The organism is Arthrobacter senegalensis, assembly GCF_059091765.1.
Genome location: NZ_JBNHGZ010000001.1, coordinates 40,066 through 63,838 on the forward strand (window position 1 = coordinate 40,066; position 23,773 = coordinate 63,838).

Below are 23,773 nucleotides of genomic sequence, written 5' to 3' on the forward strand. Positions count from 1 at the left end.
GGCTAGAGCTCTTTCAGCACGCGGTGGTATTCCTGGATGTCGCGGGCCTGGCTGCGGGGATTGCGGATCACGTGCCGCAGGATGCCTTCGGCGTCGATGATGAAGGTGCCGCGAAGCGCCATGCCGGAGCCGTCGTCGAACACGCCGTAGGCCTTGGCCACGTCGCCGTGCGGCCAGAAGTCGGCCAGCAGGTCGAACTCGTAGCCTTCCTGCTCCGCGAACGCGCGCAGGGCGAACTTATGGTCAACGGACACGGCCAGCACGCGGGCATTCTCGCTGCGGAAGAGGCCCAGGTCGTCGCGCAGCTCGCACAGCTCGCCGGTGCAGATGCCGGAGAAGGCGAACGGGTAGAAGACCAGCACGACGTTCTCACCGCGCAGGGCGGAGAGCCTGACGGGTTCGCCGAACTGGTTGGCCAGCTCGAAATCGGGTGCGGGCAGCCCGGTCCGGGGTGCGTCCGCGGTCACTTGTTGGTCCGCTTGCTGACCAGCCGGGTGGCGGCCCAATCGCCGGAGACGCCGGCGGAAGTGGTCACGTGCAGGCCGGCGGTAGGCGCCGCTTCCTGGACGTCGGCCGGCGGCACGTAACCGTCCCGGCCGGACTTCGGCGTCAGCACCCAGACCACTCCGCCCGGCCCGAGGGTTGTCTGCGTGTCGACCAGCGCGTCCACCAGGTCGCCGTCGCCGTCGCGCCACCACAGGATCACCGCGTCCACCACGTCGTGGTCGTCCTCGGTGAGCAGTTCGGAGCCGGTGAGGTCCTCGATGTCGTCACGCAGATCGAAGTCCACGTCCTCGTCATAGCCGAATTCCTGGATCAGGTCCCCGTCTTTGAAACCCAAATTGCCTGCCACATTCTCTACCGCGGCGGCTTCGGCCTCGCCCACTGTGCTCCTCCTGTATGGAACGTATTGATTCACCCCGCCGACGGCGATGGGCGTGTTGCTAGTTACAAGCCAACACCCTAATCGCCGTCGCTTCAAGCCACCCGCAGGACGCTGCCGTTTTTTGCCGCGCCGCGGCGCCGCTTTACGCCTCTTTCTTAAGGGACGACGGCGGGCGCCCGCGGGGACCGGCGCCGGTGGGTCCGACGACGGCGACGGCGCGGCGGCCTCCGACGTCGTCGTAACAACTGGCACGGCCGGCTCCGGCTGCGTTGTAATGCCGTGAACAGTTAGAGTGGCACTGAAGAATATCTCCCGGCCGGACCATGCGCCGGGTCGCTATGCCACGTAAGGCGCAGACACAATCTGCACGTATGAGAGGTTGGACGTGAGCGCAGGAGAAGATACCTCGCACATCCTGAGCGGGCTGACAAGCCAGCTGCCGGATCGCGATCCCGAAGAAACCGCCGAATGGATAGAGTCCTTCGACGGTCTGGTGGAGAGCCAGGGCACCGAACGGGCCCAGTTTATTGTCCGCTCCATCCTGCAGCGTGCGGGTGCGCAGAGCGTCGGCGTGCCGATGGTGACCACCACGGACTATGTCAATACCATTCCGGTCGACCAGGAACCGGAGTTCCCGGGCGACGAGGAGATCGAGCGCCGCTACCGCGCCTGGATGCGCTGGAACGCGGCCATGCTGGTGCACCGGGCCCAGCGTCCGGACATCGGCGTGGGCGGACACATCTCCACCTACGCCGGCGCGGCCACCCTCTATGAAGTGGGCTTCAACCATTTCTTCCGCGGCAAGGACCACCCCGGCGGCGGCGACCAGGTCTTCTTCCAGGGCCACGCCTCCCCCGGCATGTACGCGCGCGCCTTCCTCGAAGGCCGGCTGTCCGAGGAGGACCTGGACGGTTTCCGGCAGGAGAAGTCCCGCGAAGGCCACGCCCTGCCCTCCTACCCGCACCCGCGCTCCATGCCCGAGTTCTGGGAATTCCCCACCGTTTCCATGGGCATCGGCCCGGCCAACGCCATCTACCAGGCGCAGTTGAACCGCTACCTACAGAACCGCGGGATCAAGGACACCTCCGACCAGCACGTCTGGGCCTTCCTGGGCGACGGCGAGATGGACGAACCGGAGTCGCGCGGCTTCCTGCAGTTGGCAGCCAACGAAAAGCTGGACAACCTCACCTTCGTGATCAACTGCAACCTGCAGCGCCTCGATGGGCCGGTGCGCGGCAACGGCAAGATCATGCAGGAGCTCGAGGCCTTCTTCCGCGGCGCCGGCTGGCATGTCATCAAGGTGACCTGGGGCCGGGAGTGGGACGAACTGCTCGCCAAGGACCATGACGGCGCGCTGGTGGACATCATGAACTCCACCCTCGACGGCGACTACCAGACCTACAAGGCCGAATCCGGCGGGTTCGTCCGCGAGCACTTCTTTGGCAAGACCCCGCAGACCAAGGAAATGGTCGCGGACATGACCGACGAGCAGATCTGGAACCTCAAGCGCGGCGGCCACGACTACCACAAGGTCTACGCCGCCTACCGCGCCGCCACCGAATTCAAGGGCAAGCCCACGGTGGTCCTCGCCCAGACGGTCAAGGGTTACGGCCTGGGCACGCACTTCGAGGGCCGCAACGCGACCCACCAGATGAAGAAGCTGACACTGCAGGACCTGAAGGACTTCCGCGACCACCTGCGCATCCCGATCTCCGACGAGCAGCTCGAGGCCGATCCGTACCGGCCGCCGTACTACCGGCCGGGACCGGACACCCCGGAGATCAAGTACATGATGGAGCGCCGTGCCGCGCTCGGCGGCGCCGTGCCGGAACGCCGAACCGCGCACCAGCAGCTGCACCTGCCCGAGGACAAGGCCTACGAGGTTGCCAAGCGCGGCTCCGGGAAACAGCAGGCGGCCACCACCATGGCGTTCGTGCGCCTGCTGAAGGACCTGATGCGGGACAAGGAATTCGGTGCCCGCGTGGTCCCGATCATTCCGGACGAGGCGCGGACCTTCGGCATGGACTCGTTCTTCCCGACCGCCAAGATCTATAACCCCAAGGGCCAGAACTACCTGTCCGTGGACCGCGACCTGGTCCTGGCGTACAAGGAATCCCCGCAGGGCCAGATCCTGCACACCGGCATCAACGAATCCGGCTCCACCGCCGCGTTCACCGCCGTCGGTACCTCCTACGCCACCCACGGCGAGCCGTTGGTGCCGATCTACATCTTCTACTCGATGTTCGGCTTCCAGCGCACCGGTGACTTCTTCTGGGCCGCCGCCGACCAGATGGCCCGCGGCTTCGTGATCGGCGCCACCGCGGGACGGACCACCCTGACCGGCGAGGGCCTGCAGCACGCGGACGGGCATTCCCCGGTCCTCGCCTCCACCAACCCGGCGGTCGTCACCTATGACCCGGCCTATGGGTACGAGATCGGACACATCATGCGCGCCGGCCTGGAGCGCATGTACGGCGGGAACCATCCGGATCCCAACGTGATGTACTACCTGACCGTGTACAACGAACCGATCCTCCAGCCCGCCGAACCGGAGGAGCTGGACGTCGAGGGCCTGGTCAAGGGCATCTACCTGCTGGCTCCGGCCAAGGTCGACGGGCCCCGCACCCAGCTGTTGGCCTCCGGCGTGGCCGTGCCGTGGGCGCTGGAAGCCCAGCAGTTGCTGGCCGATGACTGGGGCGTCTCCGCCGATGTCTGGTCGGTGACCAGCTGGAACGAACTGCGCCGCGACGGCTTGGCCGCCGAGGAGGAGGCGTTCCTGAACCCCGGCGCCGAGCCGCGCAAGCCCTTTGTGGCCCAGCAGCTCGAAGGGGCGACGGGCCCGATCGTGGCGGTCAGCGACTACATGGCGGCCGTGCCGGACCAGATCCGGCAGTACCTGCCCAACGAGTTCGCGACCCTGGGCGCCGACGGCTTCGGGTTCTCCGACACGCGGGCCGCGGCCCGGCGCTTCTTCAAGATCGACAGCCACTCGATCGTGGTCCGGGCACTGCAGATGCTGGCCCGCCGCGGCGAAGTCGACCAGAATGTGCCGCGGGACGCGTTCGACAAGTACCGCCTGATGGACGTCAACGCCGGCACCTCGGGCAACGCCGGGGGCGACTCCTAAACCGCGGCAACACGCCACCCGACGGGCGGCGGACCCGGCCCTTTGCGGCCGGGTCCGCCGCCTGTTTTAGTAGGAACCACACAAAAGCCGGAATGGAGCTTGCCCGGCCAAGTGCGTATGCTCGTTGCATGCCCCACGCCCGGACCGAACCTGCCAAGACGGCTGCCCCACCGGGCACGACGGCCGCCAAGAAAACCGCGGCACAGCAGGCGCCGCCCTCGACATCCGGTGCGGCCGGGCGGCGCGCCGGCGCCGGGCGGAAGGGCGACCGGGCCGCGACCGGCAACCCGGCGACGTTGGAGCGGCTGCGGACCAAGGTCGGCGCGCTGGCGACCGTGACCCTGAAGCGGCTGGATTCGGACCTGCCCTGGTACCGCGGGTTGCGGCCGGACGAACGCTCCGCCCTCGGTCTGGTGGCCCAGAAGGGCATCGCGTCCTTCGTGACGTGGTATGAACGCCCCACGTCCCCGGCCTGGGTGATGAACGACGTCTTCGGCACCGCCCCCACCGAGCTGACCCGCTCCATCAGCCTGCAACGCGCCCTGCAGCTGATCCGCGTGGTGGTCGAAGCCGTGGAAGACGAAGTGCCGGACCTTGCCGGCGAAAGCGACGAGGCCCAACTGCGCGAAGCAGTGCTGCGCTATTCCCGCGAGGTCGCCTTCGCCGCCGCCGACGTCTACGCCCGCGCCGCCGAGACGCGCGGTTCCTGGGACACCCGGCTCGAGGCGCTGGTCGTGGACGCGATCCTGCGCGGCGAAAGCTCCGATGCGCTGCGCTCCCGGATCGCCGCGGTCGGCTGGAAGACCACCGGCCCCATCACGGTGATGGTGGGCGGCTCCCCCGGTGAACCGGGCCCCAGCTTCGTGACCGAACTGCGCCGCGCCAGCTCCCGCTACGCCGCCGACACGCTGGTGGGCATCCAGGGTGAGCGGCTGATCCTGGTGCTGGGCGGCCTGTCGGACCAGGACACCGCCTTCGTGCGGCTGGCCGAACTCTTCGGGCCCGGGCCGGTGGTCTACGGCCCGGAGGCCCGTTCGCTGGTGGACGCCAGCACCTCGGCCCAGGCCGCCTTCGCCGGGCTCAACGCGGCCAAGGCCTGGCCGGCTGCGCCGCGTCCTGTCGCCGCCAACGACCTGTGGCCCGAACGGGTGATGTCCGGCGACGACGCCGCGCGACGCGACCTCTACAAGTACATCTACGTGCCGCTGCTCAACGCGGGCAACGGGTTGGTCGAAACGCTCTCCAGCTACCTGTCGCTGGGGCATTCGCTGGAGGCCACGGCGCGGGAACTGTTCGTCCACGCCAACACGGTGCGCTACCGGCTGCGCCGGGTGTGCGATGTGACCGGCTGGGATCCGCTGCTGCCGCGGGAGGCCTTCGTGCTGCAGACCGCCCTCGGCGTGGGACGTCTGGTGGCTCCAGCGCGGAGCCCGAAGGACCGCGCGGCGGCTCGGCAGTAGTTGCGCCACCTTGTAGACTTCCTACAAAGCGGTTCGGCGAGCTTCGTGTGCCGAAACACCGTGGAAACCGCCTCCTCTTTGGAAAGCTTGAATACGTGCTTGCAATAGTCTGCCCGGGCCAGGGTTCCCAAACGCCCGGATTCCTCAATCCCTGGCTCGAGGTCCCCGGTGTGCCCGAACACCTCGGACTGCTCAGCGACATCGCCCAGCTGGACCTTCTCACGCACGGCACCGTGTCGGATGAGGAGACCATCAAGGACACCGCCGTCGCCCAGCCGCTGATCGTGGCCGCGGGCCTGCTGGCCGCCCGCGCCCTAACCGCCGAGGAGCCCCTCGACCTGTCCACCGTCGTCGCCGGCCACTCGGTGGGTGAGATTACGGCGTCCGCCATCGCCGGCGCGCTGACCGAGAACGATGCCATGAACTTCGTGCGCGAGCGGGCCAACGCCATGGCGCGCGCCGCCGCCCAGACCCCGACCGGCATGAGCGCCGTGCTCGGCGGCGATCCGGACGAAGTGCTCGCCGCGATCGAAGCGGCCGGGCTCACCCCGGCCAACGCCAATGGCGGCGGCCAGACGGTCGCCGCCGGCACGCTCGAGCAGTTGCAGGCGTTCGCCGCGAATCCGCCGGCCAAGGCGCGGGTGATCCCGCTGAAGGTCGCCGGCGCATTCCACACCGAACACATGGCCCCGGCGGTCAGCGCCCTGGAAACCCTGCGTCCCCAGCTGAAGCCGGCCCTGCCGTCGCTGACCCTGCTCTCCAATTACGACGGCGAACCGGTCTTCGGCGGCGACGAAAACCTGGACAGCCTGATCGCCCAGGTGTCGCGCCCGGTCCGCTGGGACAAGTGCATGGAGAAGCTCGTGTCCGTCGGCGTCACCGGACTGCTGGAACTGCCGCCGGCCGGTACGCTGGCCGGGCTGGCGAAGCGCGGCATGAAGGGCGTGGCAACCATGGCCCTGAAGTCGCCGGAAGACCTGGAAGCGGCTCGCGCCTTCATCGCCGAGCACACCGAACAGACCCCCGTCCTGAACAGCACGTCTGGAGAATCCGAGCAGTGAGCACACCCGTCATCCAGCAGACCCCGCTACGCGACTTCACGCGCATCCTGGGCATCGGAGCGTACCGTCCGGACGTCATCGTCACCAACGACGACGTCTGCCAGTGGATCGACTCCTCCGACGAATGGATTCGCCAGCGGACCGGGATCGTCACCCGTCACCGGGCGGACGCCAACACGTCCGTGCTGGACATGGCCGAAGGCGCCGCCAAGGAAGCGATGGCTCAGGCCGGCATCACCGGCGACCAGCTCGGGGCCGTCCTCGTCTCCACCGTCTCCCATCCCTACGCCACGCCGTCGGCCGCCGCGGCCCTGGCCGACCGGATCGGCGCCACCCCGGCTCCCGCCTTCGACATCTCCGCCGCCTGCGCCGGATACTGCTACGGCATCGCGCAGGCCGACGCCCTGGTGCGTTCCGGCACCGCCGACTACGTGCTGGTGGTCGGCGCGGAAAAGCTCTCCGACGTCATCGACAACACCGAGCGGACGATCTCCTTCCTGCTGGGCGACGGCGCCGGCGCCGTCATCGTGGGCCCGTCCGACACCCCGGGCATCAGCAAGCCGGTCTGGGGCTCCGACGGCAGCAAGTGGGACACCATCAGCATGACCCACTCGCTCAGCCACGTCCGCGAGCTATCGCTGGCCGCAGAGGCCGCCGGCTCGCTCTCGGCCGTCTCGGACACCTTCGACGAGACGGACAGCAAGCTCTGGCCCACGCTGCGCCAGGACGGGCCGTCCGTGTTCCGCTGGGCGGTCTGGGAAATGGCGAAGGTAGCCAAGCAGGCGCTCGAGGCGGCCGGCCTGCAGCCCGAGGACCTCGCCGCCTTCGTGCCGCACCAGGCGAACATGCGCATCATCGACGAGATGGTCAAGCAGCTGAAGCTGCCCGAGAGCGTGGTCGTGGCGCGCGACATCGCCGATGCCGGCAACACCTCGGCGGCGTCCATCCCCTTGGCCACGCACCGCCTGTTGCAGGAGAACCCCGCGCTCTCCGGCGGGTTCGCCCTGCAGATCGGCTTCGGCGCCGGCCTGGTCTTCGGCGCGCAGGTCATCGTCCTGCCGTAGACTGCCTTGCGGTAGTCGGGCCTCCCCTACAATCCCACCAGAACCAGGCCGCAGACCGCGGTTTGACACCCCGTCCGGACACCGTCCGGCAGCACAAGAAAAGGAGCCACCATGGCTAGCAACGAAGAAATCCTGGCCGGACTGGCCGAGATCGTCAACGAAGAGACCGGCCTGGCCCCGGAGGCTGTCGAGCTGGACAAGTCCTTCACCGATGACCTGGACATCGATTCCATCTCGATGATGACCATCGTGGTCAACGCCGAGGAAAAGTTCGGCGTGCGCATCCCGGACGAAGAGGTCAAGAACCTCAAGACCGTCGGTGACGCCGTCAACTTCATCGTCAACGCCCAGGCTTAGTTCCGCGCCACCCGGGGGCTTCCCGGGACTCGGCGGCCGGCCGGTGACCCCCGGTCCGGCCGCCGCACCGGATTTATTGCCCAATCACTATTGAGAGAATGAATCAATGGCACGCAAAGTAGTCATCACCGGCCTCGGCGCCACCACCCCGATCGGCGGCGACGTCCCCACGATGTGGCGGAATGCGCTCAAGGGCGTTTCCGGGGCCCGTACCCTCGAAGATGATTGGGTAGCCCAGTACGAACTGCCGGTGACGTTCGCTGCCCAGGCCAGCAACCGCCCGGACGAAGTACTGACCCGGGTCGAAGCCAAGCGGATGGACCCCTCCACCCAGTTCGCCGTGGTGGCGGCCCGTGAGGCTTGGAAAGACTCCGGCATCGAAGAGGTTGACCACGACCGCCTGGCCGTGGCTTTCGCCACCGGTATCGGCGGCGTGTGGACGCTGCTGGATGCGTGGGACACGCTGCGCGACCGCGGGCCGCGGCGGGTGCTGCCGATGACGGTGCCGATGCTGATGCCGAACGGCCCGGCCGCGGCCGTGAGCATGGACCTGGGTGCCCGCGCGGGCGCCCACACCCCGGTCTCCGCCTGCGCTTCCGGCACCGAAGCCATGGCCTTGGGCATCGACCTGATCCGCGCCGGCAAGGCCGACGTGGTCATGACCGGCGGCGCGGAGGCCGCGATCCACCCCATGCCGATCGCGGCGTTCAGCGCGATGCAGGCCCTGTCCAGGCGCAATGACGACCCCGAACGTGCCTCGCGCCCGTACGACCTGGACCGGGACGGCTTCGTGATGGGCGAAGGCGCCGGCGCGCTGGTGCTCGAGGCCGAGGAACATGCCCTGGCCCGCGGTGCCCGCATCTATGCCGAGCTTGCCGGCTCCGGCGTCACCGCCGACGCCTACCACATCACCGCCCCCGATCCCGAGGGACTGGGCGCCACCCGCGCGCTGAAGGCCGCGATGTTCGACGCCCGGGCACAGGCGACCGACGTGGTGCACGTCAACGCCCACGCCACGTCCACCCCTGTCGGCGATAAGCCGGAATACACTGCGCTGAAGGCCGCGCTCGGAGACCATGTCGACAACGTTGCGGTCTCCGCGACCAAGTCGCAGACCGGCCACTTGCTCGGCGCGTCGGGTGCCGTGGAGTCCGTGATGACCGTATTGGCCGTCTACGAACGCCGCGCTCCGGCCACGATCAACCTGGAGAACCAGGACCCGGAGATTCCGCTGGACGTGGTCACCTCGTCCCGCGACCTGCCGCAGGGCGACATCGTCGCGTTGAACAACTCCTTCGGGTTCGGCGGCCACAACGCCGTCGTCGTGTTCCGCAACGTCTGACGGTTCATTCCGGTGCTTGCCTGCGGGCAGCACGAAAGGGAGGGCGGCCGGTTTTCACCGGCCGCCCTCCCTTTTTGCGTGGATGGAGGAGGGAGGGAAGAGCCGGCGTCAGCCGACCTGGTGCAGCCAGCGGACGGGGGCGCCTTCAGCGGCGTGGCGGAAAGGCTCGAGTTCTTCGTCCCATGCCTCGCCCAGGGCGAGGGACAGTTCGTGGTAGACGGCTGCGGGATCGCCGGCACCGGCTTCGTAGGCGTAGCGGATGCGGTCCTCGCTCACCATGATGTTTCCGTGGACGTCGGTCATGGCGTGGAAAATGCCGAGTTCGGGCGTGTGCGACCAGCGGCCGCCGTCCACCCCGGCGCTCGGCTCTTCGGCGACTTCATAGCGCAAATGGGCCCAGCCGCGCAGGGCAGAGGCCAGCATGGCGCCGGTCCCCTGCGCGCCGACCCACGACAGCTCGGCCCGGTACATTCCGGGCGCGGCAGGCTGCGGGGTCCACTCGAGATCCGTTCGCTTGTCCACGACGGATCCGACGGCCCACTCGATATGCGGGCACAGTGCCGAAGGTGCTGAATGCACAAACAGCACTCCACGCGTCATCACAACAGACATCCCATCCTCCATTTGCTGTAGGTACGTCTTCCCCAACGACCTTCAGCCTGTCAACGGATGGAACTTGTCAGTACTGCTGTTTCCGACGCTTCGTTCCTCATTGTGCCGTACGGCATCGAATTGCGCCAGTGTAACTACCAATGTGTTATGGCGTGTCGCCGGTTCCGCCAGTGCAGCCGGTCCGGGGGCCACCCGGGGCGGCCGCGTTCCGGGCGGGCGGCCGGTCCCGCCCGCCGCTGCTGTCCGCGATCAGGCCCGCGGGTGCGCCTGCTGGTAGCTGCGGCGCAGTCGGTCCACGGAGACGTGGGTGTAGAGCTGGGTGGTCGCCAAAGTGCTGTGGCCGAGGATCTCCTGGACGGCCCGCAGGTCCGCTCCCCCATCCAACAGGTGCGTGGCGGCGCTGTGCCGGAGGGCGTGCGGCCCGGTGGCTGAGGTGTCGCCGAGCAGGCCGAAGAGCCTCGCCGCGACGGAGCGCACCTGGCGCGGGTCCACGCGCCTGCCGCGTTGGCCGAGGAACAGGGCCGGACCGCTTTCCGCGGTGGCGAGCCTGGGCCTGCCGCGGCGCAGCCAGTCGTCCATGGCGACGGCGGCCGGCAGTCCAAACGGAACGGTGCGTTCCTTGTTGCCCTTGCCGAGCACTCGGATGGTCCGGCGTTCGTTGTCCACTTCGTCGATGTCCAGGCCCGCGAGTTCGCTGACGCGGATTCCGGTGGCATAGAGCAGTTCGATCATCGCCCGGTCCCGCAGGGGCATCGGCTCCCCCTCGGCGGCTTCCTCGGCGAGCGTTCGGAACAGCTCGTCGACCTGGGCCGGGCGCAGCACGGTGGGCAGCGAGCCGGTGCGTTTGGGCGCCTTCAGCCGGAGCGACGGATCGGTGTGGATGAGCTCTTCCCGCAACGCCCAGCCCATAAACGTGCGGGCGGTGGCCGTGCGCCGCGCCAGCGTGGATCGGGCCATGCCGGCTCCGTTCATCGCGCCCAGCCAGGACCGCAGGGTCCCGAGGGTGATGTCCGGCAGCTCCCGGGCACCGGTTTCCGCTGCGTAGCCGAGCAGGTGCCGGACGTCGGTCACATAGGCGCGGATGGTATGTTCCGAGCGCGCCCGTTCCGCCTTCAGATAGCGGGCGAAGCCATCGAGGGCCGCGTCGAAGGCCTGCGGGAGCGGCTCGGTGCCCTGCGGTTCGGGTTGGTCTGCAGAGCTCATCCCCTCACTTTGCTGGTCCGGCCAGCCGAACTCAAGGAGGCGCACGGGGGCACGGCTGAATTGCCGCCGCGCTCCTTCCCTGTGTCCTACTCAGTCCCGCCGCCCCCGGCGCCAGCCGGTGGCGTCCTGGACGGCCAGTCCTGCCGCTTCCAACCGGCCGAGCCCCGCGAGGACGGTGCGGACCGGGATGCCCGCAACCGTGGCGAGCTTGTCAACGGTGCTTCCCCGGCGAACCGGCAGGGCGTCGAGCAGCAGCAGGTCGTCCACGCCGAGTCCGTCGTGGTCGGCGAGCACCTCTTGGCCCCCGGCGGGCACTGTTCCCAGCGGTCCCGCGAGCTCGGCCGCCTCTGCGGCATCCGTGACGGCAGTTGCGCTCCCGTCGCGCAGCAGCCGATGGGTACCGGCCGAGTTCGCGCTGTAGACGGATCCGGGGACGGCGCCCACGCCGCGGCCCAGCCCCGCGGCGTGATGGGCAGTATTCAGTGCCCCGGAGCGCCAGCGGGCCTCCACCACAATGGTTGCGGCGGCCAACGCCGCGATGAGCCGGTTTCGTTGCAGGAATCTCCAACGTGTTGGTGCGGCGCCGGGCGGCACTTCGGCCAGCAGGATCCCCCGGTTGGCGATGGTGCGGAGCAGTTCTTCGTTTCCGGCCGGGTAGTACCGGTCCAGGCCGCCGGCCATGACCGCCATGGTGGCGACATGTTCGGTCTCCGCCGCCAGGGCCGAACGATGGGCCTGCGCGTCGATCCCATAGGCCCCGCCGGAAATCACGCAATAGCCCCGCTGCGCGAGTCCGCTGCTGATGTCGCCGGTCACCTGGTTGCCGTAATTCGTGCTGTCACGGGAACCGACAACGGCCACCGTTGTCCGGACGTCCGGTATGCCGTCCGTGAACCTTCCCCGCGCCCAGAGGCAGAGCGGTTCGCCCAGCCCGAGGTCTTTCAACGCGGCCGGCCACACGGCGTCTCCGGGTATGAGCACGGTGCCGCCTAGCCTGCCGATCACGGCCAGGTCGCGTTCGGGCGCAAGGTCCTTGATGCGCGGTGCCCACCGCTCGAGGGCGTCGCTGAGCGGCTGGGCGTTGCCGGCAGAGGGTACGCGGTCGAGGGCGCGCAGCAATTCCGCCTGCAGACCGTGCCCGGCCTTGATCTGGCCGGTGGCGACCCTGAGGGCGTCGTGGGCGCCGGCAGCAGCGACCAGAGCCTGGCCGATCCAGTCAGACGGCTCCATCAGCCGGGACAGCGCCGCCCTGTCAAGGCGTTCGTCGCTGGACGGCAGTTGCGTCATTCTGGTCATCTCCTCCTGGCCTGCGGCCGCAGATGGGGACGGCATGGTCACGCCGCCTTGACCTGTTGGCGGAAGGCCAGCGCCGTGCCGACGCAGTCCCGGTCCGGTCGGTCCAGGCCGGACAGGTCGGCGAGCGTCCACGCAACGCGCAGGACCCGCGAGTAGCCACGGCCGGTCAGCACTCCGCATTCCATGGCCCGGTCCAGGTCCCTGGTGATAGCGGCCGGAAGCCGCAGCTTCCCGGTCAACAGTTCGCCGCTGATCTCCGCGTTCAACCCGATGCCCCACGGCTGCAGCCTCGCCCGCTGTGCCGTCCGTGCCACCGCTACCCGGGCGGCGACGGCCGCGCTGTCTTCCCGCTGCGCACCCATGGCCATCATCCCCACCGTCAGCCGTGGCAGAGTCAACTGCAGATCGATGCGGTCGGTCAGGGGGTTGGAGAGCTTGCCAAAGTAGCGGCGCCTCTGGTCGGGCGTGCATGTGCAATCCAAACCCTTGCCGCCGGAGAGCCCGCACGGGCAGGGGTTCGCCGCCATGACGAGCTGGAAACGGGCCGGGTAGGTGGCGCTGCCCGCTGCCCGGTGTACCACCAGCCGCCCGCTCTCCAGCGGCTGGCGCAACGCGTCGAGCACCTGCCGGTCGTATTCGGGTGCCTCGTCCATGAACAGCACCCCGCGGTGTGCCCGCGAGGCCGCTCCCGGGCGGGGCATGCCGGAGCCGCCCCCGATGATGGAGACCGCCGTTGCCGTGTGGTGCGGGCTCTCGTACGGCGGCCGCCGCACCAGCTCGGTCAGCGGGGCGGCCGTGGCGCTCAGGGAGTGGATGGCGGTGACCTCCATGGCATGGTGGTCGGAAAGATCGGGCAGGATGCCCGGCAACCGTTCGGCGAGCATCGTCTTGCCGGCACCGGGCGGACCGACGAGCAGCAAATGGTGGCCGCCCGCAGCGGCTACTTCCAGCGCCTCCCGGGCTTCATGCTGCCCCGCCACGTCCGCCAGGTCGGGGGCGGGCGCAGGAGGTGCTGCGGCCGGGACGGACGGGCCCAGCCGCTCCGGCGGGGCGGGATTCAGCCGGTTCGCGTCGGCGCCGAAGGCCATCAAGACCTCAACCAGATTGCTGAAGCTGCGCACCCGGGCGCCCGGCACCAGCGCGGCCTCGGCGGCGTTGGCGTCGGCAACGACAACATGCGGATACCCGGCTTCGACGGCCGCCATCACCGCCGGGAGTACACCCCTGACCGGCCGGAGCCTCCCGTCGAGTCCCAGCTCGGCCAGGAAGATGTTGCGGCCGCTGGGCCGGACGTCTCCCGCCGCCTGGAGCGAGGCCATCAGGATGGCCAGGTCAAAGCCGGAGCCCTTCTTGGGCAGCGAAGCGGGGACAAGGTTGACGGTGATCTTCCGCCTGCTGAGCGGGACCCCGGCGTTCTTCGCCGCGGCCTTGATCCGTTCCTTGGCCTCGGTCAGGGCCGCGTCCGGCAGCCCCAGGAGAATGAAGGCCGGGAGGGTTTGGCCGATGTCCGCTTCTACCTCGACGATGTGCCCGTTCAGTCCCACCAGCGCCACCGAGAATGTCCGTCCGAGCCCCATCAGCCGACGCCCTTCAGGTACTCGATCACGGGCCAGCGCCCCTGCCCGTAGAGCACCGCGACGGCGTCCACCCTCATCGCCGTCCCGGTCATGCCGTGGTCGCGCAGCCACTGGTGCCCCAGGAAGTGGAGTCGGCGGACCTTGGCGTCGGTGATGGCTTCGAAGGGGTGGCCGTAGTCGGTGCTGCGCCGGGTCTTGACCTCGGAGACCACGATGGTCGCCCCGTCCACGGAGACGATGTCCAGTTCGCCGTCGGGGCTGCGCCAGTTTCGGTCGATGACACGCTGGCGGCGCCGGAAAGATAGGACGCGGCCATCTCCTCACCGCGTCGGCCCAGGTCGTCTTTCGCTCTCATGCCCTCCAGCGTGGCGGCGGACGGCGGAGGGCAGCTTCACGTGACCCCCGGGATGCGGAAATCCCGCCCCGTGCGGCGGCCTGTGCAGGGCAGGGCGACAGCCTCCGTTACGCTGAAGAAGTGATGCGCAGCACGCCCCGGCCTGCGCTCCATATCGGCCACCGGTTCAGCCTCTCGTCGCGCGCAAGCGGGCGCCGGCATGCTGCACGGTACAGGAACGGCCCGGGGCGCAGGAAGGACATTGCAGTGAGGATAACTGTCGTCGGAGCCGGTGCATGGGGTTTGCCGGCAGCGGCCGAGCTGGCCGGCCGGGGTCATCGCGTCACCCTGATTGACCGCTTCGGCGTATCCAACCCCCTGTCGTCCTCTTACGGGCCGACGCGCATGTGGCGCATTGCCGACCCGGACCCCGGCCGGGTCCGGCTGTCCAGGTTGGGGCTGGAGGCCATGAAGCGGCTCTCGAGCAGGGCCGGGCAACCCGTTTACCACCAAAAGGGCCTGCTGTGGCGCGACACGTTGTCGCTGCCGCGCCTGCGGTCGACCCTCCTGGCCGAAGATGTGCCCTTCGAGGAGGTCGACGCGAACAACGTTGCAGCGTTCCTGCCCGGCCTGAGGCCGGACGGCCGGGATGCCATTTGGCAGCGGGACGCCGGCGTGGTGCTGGCCGATGCGAGCCTGCAGGCCCAGTTCCGGCTGTTTTCCGCGGCCGGCGGCACCTTCCTGCACGGAGCCACGGTGTCCCAGGTTTCGGCGGCTTCGGGAACCGTCAGCGCTTCCCTTTCCGATAGCCGGCGCGTCGATGCGGACGTGTTGGTGATTGCGGCCGGTCCGGGGAGCGGCACCTTGCTCGCACAGCTTGGCTTGCCTGCGCCGCTTCGGCCGTACCTGGAGCAGGTGGTCCACTTCGGCGGCGCGCGGGGCGCCACCGACGACTATCCTTGCTTTTTCGACGGCCCGACTGACGAAGCACCGGGCATCTACGCCATGAGCAGCCCCGGCATAGGCTACAAGGTCGGCCTGGACAGTCCGCTGCGGCACTACATCGAGGGGGACGCCGACAGGTCCCCGGATGAGGTGCGCACCGGCATGATCCGCGAACGGTTGCGCCGCGACTTGCTGTCGCTGCAACCTGATGTGCTCGACGCGCAGGTCTGCGTGTGGACCGACACCCCCGACGGCAGGTTCGTCGTCGATTCGCCGGTCCCCGGCGTCGTTGTAGCCTGCGGGGATGCCGGCGAGGGCTTCAAGTATTCGGCGCTGATGGGCATCATTGTCGCCGACCTGGCCGAGGACAAGCAGCCTGAGGCTGACATCAGCCCCTACCGGCTGGGTCGCTTCGAGGCCGCGGATAGCGCCGACTGGGGTGTTCCGACCGCGCTGGGCCGCTGATCGGCCGCGGAACACCCCGCCGCACCGAGGTGCAGGTCAGGCCTCGACCGGCAGGCCGGCTGCTAACCGCGCAGCCGTTCCCCTTTCGGATCGTAGAACGGGCGCCGTGAGACTGTGGCCGCGACGAGCCGGCCCCGGCATTCGACCGTGAACGTTCCGGAGAGGTCCGTATCCGCGGCGACCGAAGCGAGCCCGACGGCGCGTCCCAGCGTGTAGCCGTAGCTGCCGCTGGTCATGCGGCCCACCGGCACGCCGTCGCAGAACACGGTCTCGTCGTGCACGAACAATGCCTCCGGGTCCTCCAGCGCCAGGTAGACGGTCCGGTGGGCGGGCGCCGCCGGGTCCAGCTTGGCCACCGCGTCCCGGCCCACGAAGCCGCCCGGCTTGTCCAGCGCCACGGTGAAGCCGAGTCCTGCGGAGTACGGGTCGTCGGCGGGCCCGATGTCGTGCCCGAGATGGCGGAAACCCTTCTCGCTGCGCAGCGAGTCGAGGGCGTGGTAGCCGGCCAGCCGCACGCCGAGGTCCTGGCCGGCCTCCCACAACGCGTCGAACACGTTGAGGGCCGTGTCCGTGCCCGGGTACAGCTCGTAGCCGAGTTCGCCGACGAAGCTCACCCGCAGGGCGTAGGCGAAGCCGTCGGCAACCTCCACGGTCCGTCCCTCGGTGTAGGCCTGGGCGGCGTCCGACCAGTCCTCGGGCGAGACCCGGCCGAGCAGTTCCCGGCTCTTCGGTCCCATGACCCCGATCGTCGCCAGGCCGGCCGTCGCATCGAAGACCGCGGCCGCCTTGCCTTGCGCCAGCCGCCGCAGGTACCCCAGCGTCTTGTCCTGGCTGAAGGCGGGCGTCACCACAAGGAACCGGTCTTCACCGAGCCTGGTGACGGTGCCGTCCAGCTCGATCCCCCCGGCCTCGTTGAGCATCAGGGTGTAGACGGCCTTGCCGACGCGGACGTCGACGTCTGCCGTGCAGGCCTGCTGACAGACCGCCAGCGCGTCCGGACCTGCCACTTCGATCTTCGCGAAGGAGCTCAGGTCGAACAGCACCACCCCTTCCCGTGCGCCACGGTGCTCCTCGCCGACACGGTCGAACCAGTTCTGCCGGCCGTAGCTGTACTCATACTGCGGCGCGGTCCCGGGGTCTCCGTACCAGTTGGCCCGTTCCCAGCCGTTGAGCTCCCCGAAGCAGGCGCCGAGTTCGGCGAGCCGGGCGTGCAGCGGCGAGCGCCGCACGTTCCGGGCCGTGGTCGGCTGCAGCTGCGGCCAGTGCATGGCGTAGAGGCGTCCAAGCCCCTCCCGGGTCCGGGCATGGAGGTAGCGCCGGTTGCTCTGGTGCCGCGAGAACCGCTGGACGTCCACCGCGGCCGCGTCGAAGCCGGGCGATCCGGAGATCACCCACTCGGCCAGTTCCCGACCGGCGCCGGGGGCGAAAATGATGCCCTGGGAGTTGAAGCCGGCCGCGACAAAGAGGTTGCGCACCTCGGACGTTTCCCCGAGGACGAAGTTGGAATCCGGGGTGAAGCTTTCCGGGGCATTGAGGAAGCGGTCGTAACGGCTCTGCGCCAGTGCCGGCACCGCCGCCTCCGCCTTGCCGCGGATCGTCGCGAAGTGTTCCCAGTCGGCCTCGAACTCCGCGAAACCGCTTCTGCCGATCCCGCTCACCGGCCGCGGCAACCCGTCGGGCTCGAAGGCGCCGACCAGCAGCCGCCCCGACTCGTGTCGGATGTAGTAGCTGTTGTCCAGATCCCGGAAGACCGGCAGCTCGGGCACGGCGCCGTCGATCTCCCCGCTCCGCACGTGCACGTGCTCGGCGGCATACAGCGGCACATGCGCCCCGGCGGTCGAGGCCAGGTCGCGTGTCCACAGCCCGCAGGCGAGGATCACCCGTTCGGCCTCTATGGTCCCCTGATCCGTGACGACGCCCGTCACCCCGCCCCGGCCGTGGCGGATGCCGGTGACGGACACGTTTTCGCGCAGGGCGACGCCGAGCCCGTGGGCAAGTTTGGCGAAGGACAGCGCCGCATACCCGGGGTTGATGTGCCCGTCGTCGGGCAGGTAGAGCGCGCCGAGTACTCCGTCGGTCCGGGCCAGCGGCCACAGCCGGCCCAGGCCGGCCGCATCCAGGATCTCCGCCTCCGTGCCGTTCTGGCGGGCCACGTCGCAGGCGTAGTGCATTTCATCCACCCGGCCGGCGGTCCGCGCCACCATCACCGAGCCGGATTGCTGGAACGAGACGTCGAGCCCGGAGCGTTCTTCGAGCGTGCCGTAGGTCTCGAGGCCGTAACTTGCCAGCTTGGTCATCGCCGTCGTCGTCCTCCCGCCGGTCACCAGGCCTGCCGCGTGCCACGTGGTGCCGCTGCCCAGGACGTTGGCTTCGAGCAGGACGACGTCCGTCTCCCCCGAGGCCGCCAGGTGATAGGCAATGCTGGCCCCGATGATTCCCCCGCCGACGACGACGGTGCGCGCGCGGGCGGGCAGCGGCCCGCGGGCCTCTTCGGTGAAGGCTGCCGCGCTGATGGTGCGGTCTACGAGCCGGTCCATGGTTTTCCTCGCTTCTGTCGGCAGCAGGTCACTGGCCCGCCGTGCGGTCCACGGGCCCGCCGCGGATGGGGCACTCGGGCCGCTGTCCTTCGCGTTAATAATGAATTATTGTGAACGGTATCACAGCCCATCGAAGGGAAAACATGAGCCCCGTTGCCGCCCCTGGCCGCGCGCTGACCGTCGAGGATCAGCCGCGGCGGCGCCTCATCCTCGAGGCGGCGGAACGCCTGCTGGCGGCCCGCGGATTCGACGGAATCCGCCTGCGGGACATCTCCACGGAAGCGGGAATCTCCATTGGAATGATCCAGCACTACTTCCCCAGCCGGGACGCCGTGGTCCGCGAAATGCTGGTCACCGCGTGTGAGCGCAGGGCGACGGAATGGCAGCTGCCCGCGCAGCGGCAGGAGGACCCGGCCGCGAAAATCCGGGCGCTCCTCGCCGGCGCGGTCACGGATCCGGAGCACTGCACCGTCTGGCTGGAATCCTGCGCGGCGGCCAGCAGGCACGGGGAGGTGCAACCCGTTGTGCTGCACACCAACACCCTGTGGCGGAAGGCGCTGGCCGCAGCAATTGCCGAAGGCACGGATGCCGGCCGCTTCACCCCCGCGATCCCGGTGGAACAGATCGTGGACACCCTGGTCGCACTCATCGACGGCCTGATCATGGCCGTGGCCACGAAGGACCCGAAAATCACGCCGGACTACACCAAGTCGCTGCTGCTGGCGGCGGCGCGCCTTCAGCTCGGCGCCGACCTCGGCGAGTGAGGCCCCAAGGAAGCGGACGGGTTTTTCGGCCAGCCCCGAGACGCGGCTCACAAAAAAATCGGTGAAACGCTTGTTTTCGGCTGAACAACCGGGCTAGGGTCTACTAAACACGGTGATAAGTGACATAAATCACCGCGTTAGGAAGACTAAAGGAGGTGTTCGATGAGCGGTACGGCGGATAACGAGCAGCCGATCGGCCAGCGCATTCGTGCGGCACGGGAACTGCGGAGCATCTCGCTGCGCAGCCTGGCCCAGCTGACCGGCGTCAGCTCGGGTTTCCTGAGCCAGCTGGAAAACGCGCACTCGAACGCCAGCGTCGCCACGCTCAAGAAGATCGCGGAAGCCCTCGGAACGACGACGGCGGAGCTGATCGACGGCACCAGGCCCGAGGGCCGGGTACTGCGCAAGGCCGACCGGCCGGTTTTCCATGCCGGCGACGGCCTCAACAAGTACCTGCTCACCGGCTCCCCGCAGCGGAACCTGGAGGTCTACGCCGGCGAACTCGACATGCACGGCGGGACCGGCGAGGAACTGTACGCCCACGGGAATGCGCAGGAGGTCCTCGTCTGCCTGAAGGGGCGGGTGGAGGTCCGCTTCTCCGGCGAGTCCCATGTCCTGGAAGGCGGGGACAGCGTCGAATACCTCTCGTCCGCGCCGCACGGCCTTCGGAACCTGGCCCACGGCACGTCCGAGGTCATGTGGATCATCAGCCCTCCAACCATCTAAAGCAGCGGGCCGAACGGTTCGACAGCCGGCGCTTCCGCACTCAGCGTTCCACACGAAAGAGGAGAAATAATGTCAGCACTTAGCACATCCCGCCGCCGGCGGGCCCTGCCGGTTGGAATGGCGGCAGCAGTCGCGCTGCTCGTGTCGGCCTGTGGCGGTGGCGGCAGTGCCGCCTCGGCCGACATCGACCTGGGCACCGGTCCCGCGGAGGCCGGAACGGTCAAAGCCGGCGCCTTGGAGGGCCTGAACATGACCTTTGCCTCCTACGGCGGCATCTACCAGGACGGACAGATGGCGGCGGCAGTGACGCCGTTCGCCGAGGAGTCCGGGGCGAACGTCTTGTCCGATGGGCCGATGGAGTATGCGAAGATCCAGGCGCAGGTGGAGTCGAACAACGTGACGTGGGACGTCGTCGACACCGATTCGAACTGGGCGGCCGGCCAATGCGGAAAGCTCCTGCAGAAGCTGGATTACTCGATCATCGATAAGTCCAACATCCCCGAGGGCCTGGCCAGCGACTGCTACGTGCCGGCCATGCAGTACGCGGCGGTCGTCGTGTACAACACCGAGAAGTACAGCGAGGCGCCCCAGGGCTGGGCCGATTTCTTCGATACCAAGAAGTTCCCCGGCAAGCGGGCCGTCCAGGGCGCCGACGTCGGAGGCGGCCTCCTCGAGGGCGCCCTGATCGCAGACGGGGTGGCCGAGGAAGACCTCTACCCGCTCGATGTCGAGCGGGCGCTGAAGAAGGTGGACACCATCAAGGACAGCCTCGTGTATTGGACCACGGGAGCCCAGTCGCAGCAGATGCTTGAGGCCGAGGAAGTGGACATGGCCATCGTCTGGTCCGGCCGCGCCTACGGAGCCGTGGAAAACGGAGCCCCGTTCGAGCCGGTCTGGGAGGCCGGCGTCGTGGTCATGGACGTCCTGGCCGTTCCCACGAACGCCAAGAACCCGAAGGCCTCGATGGCGCTGATCAACTACGCACTCGGCAAGGAACAGCAGGAGAAGCTCACCGAGGAAACCTCGTATTCCCCGGTCCACGTGGACGCCAAGCCGGCGGTGAATGAAAACGGCAAGAAGTTCCTGATCACCGAACCGGAGATCGCCGACAAGGTCCTGGTCTCCGACTTCGAATGGTGGGGCGAGAACTACGCCTCGACCCTGGAACGCTGGACGGCCTGGGTCTCCTAATGAGCAATGCAGTCAAAGACCCCGTGCGGCCGGCAGCCCCGGCCGGCCGGACGGGGAATGGCGAGGGCGGCGCAGCGCCGTCGGCCGGAAGGCGCCCGCGGCTGAGTCCGCTGCTGTTGTTGCTCCCGGCGCTGGCGCTGATGGCCGGCGTGTTCGCCTACCCGCTGGCCGAGGCGATGTGGCGCAGCGTGGCGGACCCGGTGCCCGGCACACAGAACTACGAGTGGTTTGCCGCCAACGCCGGCAACTGGGCCGTGCTCGGGCGGACCCTGTGGGTCGCGCTGCTGTCCGCAGCCATCTGCCTGGTGCTGGCTTATCCGTACGCGTACTTCATGGTGATTTCGGGCCCCAAGATGCGTGCGGCGTTGGTGGTCATAGTCCTCATACCGTTCTGGACGTCGCTGATGATCCGCAGCTTCGCGTGGATCATCCTGCTGCAGGACAACGGCCTGCTCAACGGCATGCTCGGGTTCCTGGGGCTGGGGCCGTTCGAGCTGATCCGCAACACCACGGGCGTCCTGATCGGCATGGTCCAGGTGCTGCTGCCGTTCATGGTGCTGCCGCTGTACGCGTCGATGCGGAACGTGGACCTGCGGCTGCTGCAGGCTTCCAGCAGCCTGGGCGCCGCTCCCTTCGTCTCCTTCACCCGGATCTTCATGCCGCTGGCCATGCCCGGCGTGGTGTCCGGCTCCCTGCTGGTCTTCATCCAGGCGCTGGGCTTCTACATCACCCCGGCGCTGCTCGGCTCGCCGTCCGAGATGCTGATCTCGCAATACATCTACGTGCAGGTCAACGGCCAACTCCAGTGGGGTCGCGGCAGCGTACTGGGCGTCATCCTGCTCCTTGCCACGCTGCTGCTGCTGGGCCTGTTGGCGCTGCTGCTGCGCAAGAGCAAACGTGCCGCCGGCGATGAAGGAGGACTGCTGTGAAACATTCCGTGCTGACCCGGTCCCTGCTGCTGGTCTATGCGGGCCTGGTGGCCGCCATCTTGATCGCGCCGACCTCGATCGTCATTCCGCTCAGTTTTACGGACAAGGCCTCGCTGAGTTTCCCGCCGTCGGGCTGGTCGCTGCGCTGGTATGAGAATTTCTTCACCGACCGGGCGTGGATGTCCGCCCTCGGCAATTCGATACTGATCGCCGTCATCGTTGCCGTCGCGGCGACCGTCATAGGCACCGCGGCGTCGATGGGCCTGCAAAAGTTCGTCCGGCGCCGGACTGCCAAGACGCTGCAGGCGCTGCTGCTGGCCCCGATCGTGGTGCCGGCGATCATCCTCGCCATCGGCATCTACGCGATCTTCCTGCGGCTGCAGATGCTGGGCACCCTGACCGGCTTCGTGCTCGCCCACACGGTCCTGGCCGTGCCGTTCGTGGTGGTCTCCGTCACGGCGGCCCTGAGCGGTTTCGATCAGCGGCTGGCGACGGCGGCCGCGAGCCTGGGCGCGAACCGATGGTCCACGTTCCTCAAGGTCATCCTGCCGTCCATCCTGCCCGGAGTCGTTTCGGGCGCGCTCTTCGCCTTCGTGACCTCGTTCGACGAGGTCGTGCTGTCGATCTTCATTAAAAGTCCGTACTTGGAAACGCTGCCCGTCAAGATGTATTCGTCCGTCACCAGGGACACGGACCCAACCATCGCGGCCGCAGCAACCTTGATCATGCTCTTGACGACAATCATCATTGCCGTCGGGCTGCTCAGTATGCGTAGGAGGAAACGTGTCCAGTAAGCTCACCGGGGCCGGCACCCGGATCGACATCCAGAATGTCACCAAGCGCTATGCCAAATCCACCGCCGTGGACGACGTCTCGCTGACCATCGAGCCGGGTGAATTCATCACCCTGCTGGGCCCGTCCGGCAGCGGCAAGACGACCACGCTGAACCTCGTTGCCGGCTTCACGGACCTGACCAGCGGCTCGATCGAGATCGACGGCCAGCGCGTGGACAACGTGCCGGCGCACAAGCGCGGGCTCGGCGTCGTTTTCCAGCACTACGCCCTGTTCCCGCACATGAGCGTCGCCGAGAACATTGCGTTTCCGCTGCAGCAGCGCAAGACCCCTAAGTCCGAACAGCAAACGCTGATTGCCGAGGCACTCAAGACCGTCGGACTGTCCGGCTATGAGGACCGCTACCCGCGCGAACTCTCCGGCGGCCAGCAGCAGCGCGTCGCCTTCGCCCGCGCCATGGTCTTCAACCCCCGGGCGCTGCTCATGGACGAGCCGCTGGGCGCGCTGGACAAGAACCTGCGCGAGAAGCTGCAGCTGGAGATCAAGCGGATCCACCAGGAAGTCGGTCGCACCTTCGTCTTCGTCACCCATGACCAGGAAGAAGCCCTGATCCTCAGCGACCGCATCGCCATCTTCAACAACGGCAGGATCGAGCAGGTCGGTACGAGTGCCGAGCTTTACGAGCGCCCCTCCAGCCTGTTCGTGGCCAAGTTCATGGGCGAGTCCACCATTTTCCGTGCCGACGTCGATGCGGCCGGCCCGGAGTGGTCCATGGACTTCCACGGGGCCAAACTCCGCGGCCCCGCCGGCCGGAGCGTCTCGGGTAAGGGTGCCCTGGTCCTGCGGCCCGAGCAGCTGCGCGTCGCCCCGAAGGCGGAGGAAGTCCCTGGCGGCGCCGTCACCGTCCCGGTCAAGGTGGTCCAGAACATCTATCTGGGCTCCGGCCACAAGTATGAACTGCAGCTGCCCGACGGCTCCACCGGCATCGTCCGCACCCCGCTGTCCGAAAGCAACGGCCTGCGGCCCGGAGACGATGCGGTCGTCTACTGGTCCGCCCGGGACGGCGTGCTGCTCGAAGACTCCGACCTCGTCTCCACGACCTAGG

General features: G+C 68.4%; 20 protein-coding genes and 1 pseudogene. 13 read left to right on the forward strand and 8 right to left on the reverse strand.

Annotated elements, in window-relative coordinates; all coding sequences use genetic code 11:
• Positions 1-2: 2 nt before the first annotated feature.
• Together AC5RVG_RS00195 and AC5RVG_RS00200 are read right to left on the reverse strand one after the other, a co-directional pair.
• Entirely contained in the window at positions 3-467 is a 465-nt protein-coding gene (locus tag AC5RVG_RS00195; RefSeq protein ID WP_494012288.1) for a peroxiredoxin, read from the reverse strand.
• Positions 464-886: a DUF3052 domain-containing protein gene (locus AC5RVG_RS00200; protein WP_493986977.1), complete on the reverse strand. Its 423-nt coding sequence runs from the start codon at positions 884-886 to the stop codon at positions 464-466. Before AC5RVG_RS00200 ends, AC5RVG_RS00195 begins: the two co-directional genes overlap by 4 nt.
• Positions 887-1,271: 385 nt before the next feature.
• On the opposite strand from AC5RVG_RS00200, the gene aceE reads away from it, so the two are divergent.
• The 6 genes from aceE to fabF all read left to right on the forward strand — a co-directional run bounded on the left by aceE (position 1,272) and on the right by fabF (position 9,297).
• Complete coding sequence (aceE, locus tag AC5RVG_RS00205) at positions 1,272-4,013, forward strand: pyruvate dehydrogenase (acetyl-transferring), homodimeric type (protein WP_493999941.1); 2,742 nt, start codon at positions 1,272-1,274, stop codon at positions 4,011-4,013.
• Positions 4,014-4,141: 128 nt separating this feature from the next.
• A complete protein-coding gene (locus AC5RVG_RS00210; protein WP_494012289.1) occupies positions 4,142-5,473 on the forward strand; it encodes a PucR family transcriptional regulator in 1,332 nt (443 codons plus the stop codon).
• Between the two features lie 95 nt (positions 5,474-5,568).
• Positions 5,569-6,534 (forward strand): ACP S-malonyltransferase, encoded by a 966-nt coding sequence (locus AC5RVG_RS00215; RefSeq protein WP_494012290.1) that lies wholly within the window; start codon positions 5,569-5,571, stop codon positions 6,532-6,534.
• The gene (locus tag AC5RVG_RS00220; RefSeq protein WP_494012291.1) at positions 6,531-7,598 is read left to right on the forward strand and encodes a beta-ketoacyl-ACP synthase III; all 1,068 of its coding nucleotides are present in this window, start codon (positions 6,531-6,533) and stop codon (positions 7,596-7,598) included. Before AC5RVG_RS00215 ends, AC5RVG_RS00220 begins: the two co-directional genes overlap by 4 nt.
• A gap of 111 nt (positions 7,599-7,709) precedes the next feature.
• Complete coding sequence (locus AC5RVG_RS00225) at positions 7,710-7,955, forward strand: acyl carrier protein (RefSeq protein ID WP_136786952.1); 246 nt, start codon at positions 7,710-7,712, stop codon at positions 7,953-7,955.
• A 106-nt stretch (positions 7,956-8,061) separates the two neighbouring features.
• A complete protein-coding gene (fabF, locus tag AC5RVG_RS00230; RefSeq protein ID WP_493999945.1) occupies positions 8,062-9,297 on the forward strand; it encodes a beta-ketoacyl-ACP synthase II in 1,236 nt (411 codons plus the stop codon).
• Positions 9,298-9,405: 108 nt separating this feature from the next.
• On the opposite strand, the gene AC5RVG_RS00235 is transcribed toward fabF, so the two are convergent.
• The 5 genes and pseudogenes from AC5RVG_RS00235 to AC5RVG_RS00255 form a co-directional block, all read right to left on the reverse strand.
• Complete coding sequence (locus AC5RVG_RS00235) at positions 9,406-9,909, reverse strand: DUF3145 domain-containing protein (RefSeq protein ID WP_493977382.1); 504 nt, start codon at positions 9,907-9,909, stop codon at positions 9,406-9,408.
• Positions 9,910-10,158: 249 nt separating this feature from the next.
• A complete protein-coding gene (locus tag AC5RVG_RS00240) occupies positions 10,159-11,112 on the reverse strand; it encodes a tyrosine recombinase XerC (protein WP_494012292.1) in 954 nt (317 codons plus the stop codon).
• A 90-nt stretch (positions 11,113-11,202) separates the two neighbouring features.
• Entirely contained in the window at positions 11,203-12,408 is a 1,206-nt protein-coding gene (gene dprA, locus AC5RVG_RS00245) for a DNA-processing protein DprA (RefSeq protein ID WP_494012293.1), read from the reverse strand.
• 38 nt (positions 12,409-12,446) lie between these two features.
• Complete coding sequence (locus AC5RVG_RS00250) at positions 12,447-13,985, reverse strand: YifB family Mg chelatase-like AAA ATPase (protein WP_494012294.1); 1,539 nt, start codon at positions 13,983-13,985, stop codon at positions 12,447-12,449.
• Positions 13,985-14,340 (reverse strand): annotated as a pseudogene (locus tag AC5RVG_RS00255) (YraN family protein). Before AC5RVG_RS00255 ends, AC5RVG_RS00250 begins: the two are co-directional and overlap by 1 nt.
• Before the next feature lie 123 nt (positions 14,341-14,463).
• Here AC5RVG_RS00255 and AC5RVG_RS00260 point away from each other — a divergent pair.
• Complete coding sequence (locus AC5RVG_RS00260; protein WP_494012980.1) at positions 14,464-15,729, forward strand: FAD-dependent oxidoreductase; 1,266 nt, start codon at positions 14,464-14,466, stop codon at positions 15,727-15,729.
• 62 nt (positions 15,730-15,791) lie between these two features.
• Here AC5RVG_RS00260 and AC5RVG_RS00265 read toward each other — a convergent pair whose 3' ends face one another.
• Positions 15,792-18,266: a GcvT family protein gene (locus AC5RVG_RS00265; RefSeq protein ID WP_494012295.1), complete on the reverse strand. Its 2,475-nt coding sequence runs from the start codon at positions 18,264-18,266 to the stop codon at positions 15,792-15,794.
• A 143-nt stretch (positions 18,267-18,409) separates the two neighbouring features.
• Here AC5RVG_RS00265 and AC5RVG_RS00270 point away from each other — a divergent pair, with 143 nt between their 5' ends.
• From AC5RVG_RS00270 to AC5RVG_RS00295, 6 genes are all read left to right on the forward strand, one after another.
• Positions 18,410-19,030 carry a TetR/AcrR family transcriptional regulator gene (locus AC5RVG_RS00270; RefSeq protein WP_494012296.1) on the forward strand — a complete coding sequence of 207 codons (621 nt, stop codon included), beginning with the start codon at positions 18,410-18,412 and terminating at the stop codon, positions 19,028-19,030.
• Positions 19,031-19,192: 162 nt separating this feature from the next.
• Positions 19,193-19,756, forward strand: a complete 564-nt coding sequence (locus tag AC5RVG_RS00275; RefSeq protein WP_493999953.1) for a helix-turn-helix domain-containing protein — start codon at positions 19,193-19,195, stop codon at positions 19,754-19,756.
• Positions 19,757-19,825: 69 nt separating this feature from the next.
• On the forward strand, positions 19,826-20,947 hold the full coding sequence (locus tag AC5RVG_RS00280) for an ABC transporter substrate-binding protein (RefSeq protein ID WP_494012297.1): 1,122 nt from the start codon (positions 19,826-19,828) through the stop codon (positions 20,945-20,947).
• Entirely contained in the window at positions 20,947-21,876 is a 930-nt protein-coding gene (locus tag AC5RVG_RS00285; protein ID WP_494012298.1) for an ABC transporter permease, read from the forward strand. Before AC5RVG_RS00280 ends, AC5RVG_RS00285 begins: the two co-directional genes overlap by 1 nt.
• A complete protein-coding gene (locus AC5RVG_RS00290) occupies positions 21,873-22,670 on the forward strand; it encodes an ABC transporter permease (RefSeq protein ID WP_494012299.1) in 798 nt (265 codons plus the stop codon). Before AC5RVG_RS00285 ends, AC5RVG_RS00290 begins: the two co-directional genes overlap by 4 nt.
• A complete protein-coding gene (locus tag AC5RVG_RS00295; protein ID WP_493999957.1) occupies positions 22,660-23,772 on the forward strand; it encodes an ABC transporter ATP-binding protein in 1,113 nt (370 codons plus the stop codon). Before AC5RVG_RS00290 ends, AC5RVG_RS00295 begins: the two co-directional genes overlap by 11 nt.
• The last annotated feature ends 1 nt before the right edge of the window (position 23,773 follow it).

Coding starts and splice junctions, on each gene's coding strand:
- AC5RVG_RS00210 (WP_494012289.1), top strand. CDS start 4,142: ATGCCCCACGCCCGGACCGAACCTGCCAAGACGGCTGCCCCACCGGGC.
- AC5RVG_RS00250 (WP_494012294.1), bottom strand. CDS start 13,985: ATGGGGCTCGGACGGACATTCTCGGTGGCGCTGGTGGGACTGAACGGG.
- AC5RVG_RS00270 (WP_494012296.1), top strand. CDS start 18,410: ATGAGCCCCGTTGCCGCCCCTGGCCGCGCGCTGACCGTCGAGGATCAG.
- AC5RVG_RS00285 (WP_494012298.1), top strand. CDS start 20,947: ATGAGCAATGCAGTCAAAGACCCCGTGCGGCCGGCAGCCCCGGCCGGC.
- fabF (WP_493999945.1), top strand. CDS start 8,062: ATGGCACGCAAAGTAGTCATCACCGGCCTCGGCGCCACCACCCCGATC.
- AC5RVG_RS00235 (WP_493977382.1), bottom strand. CDS start 9,909: ATGTCTGTTGTGATGACGCGTGGAGTGCTGTTTGTGCATTCAGCACCT.
- AC5RVG_RS00225 (WP_136786952.1), top strand. CDS start 7,710: ATGGCTAGCAACGAAGAAATCCTGGCCGGACTGGCCGAGATCGTCAAC.
- dprA (WP_494012293.1), bottom strand. CDS start 12,408: ATGACCAGAATGACGCAACTGCCGTCCAGCGACGAACGCCTTGACAGG.
- AC5RVG_RS00265 (WP_494012295.1), bottom strand. CDS start 18,266: ATGGACCGGCTCGTAGACCGCACCATCAGCGCGGCAGCCTTCACCGAA.
- AC5RVG_RS00280 (WP_494012297.1), top strand. CDS start 19,826: ATGTCAGCACTTAGCACATCCCGCCGCCGGCGGGCCCTGCCGGTTGGA.
- AC5RVG_RS00275 (WP_493999953.1), top strand. CDS start 19,193: ATGAGCGGTACGGCGGATAACGAGCAGCCGATCGGCCAGCGCATTCGT.
- AC5RVG_RS00260 (WP_494012980.1), top strand. CDS start 14,464: ATGCGCAGCACGCCCCGGCCTGCGCTCCATATCGGCCACCGGTTCAGC.
- AC5RVG_RS00240 (WP_494012292.1), bottom strand. CDS start 11,112: ATGAGCTCTGCAGACCAACCCGAACCGCAGGGCACCGAGCCGCTCCCG.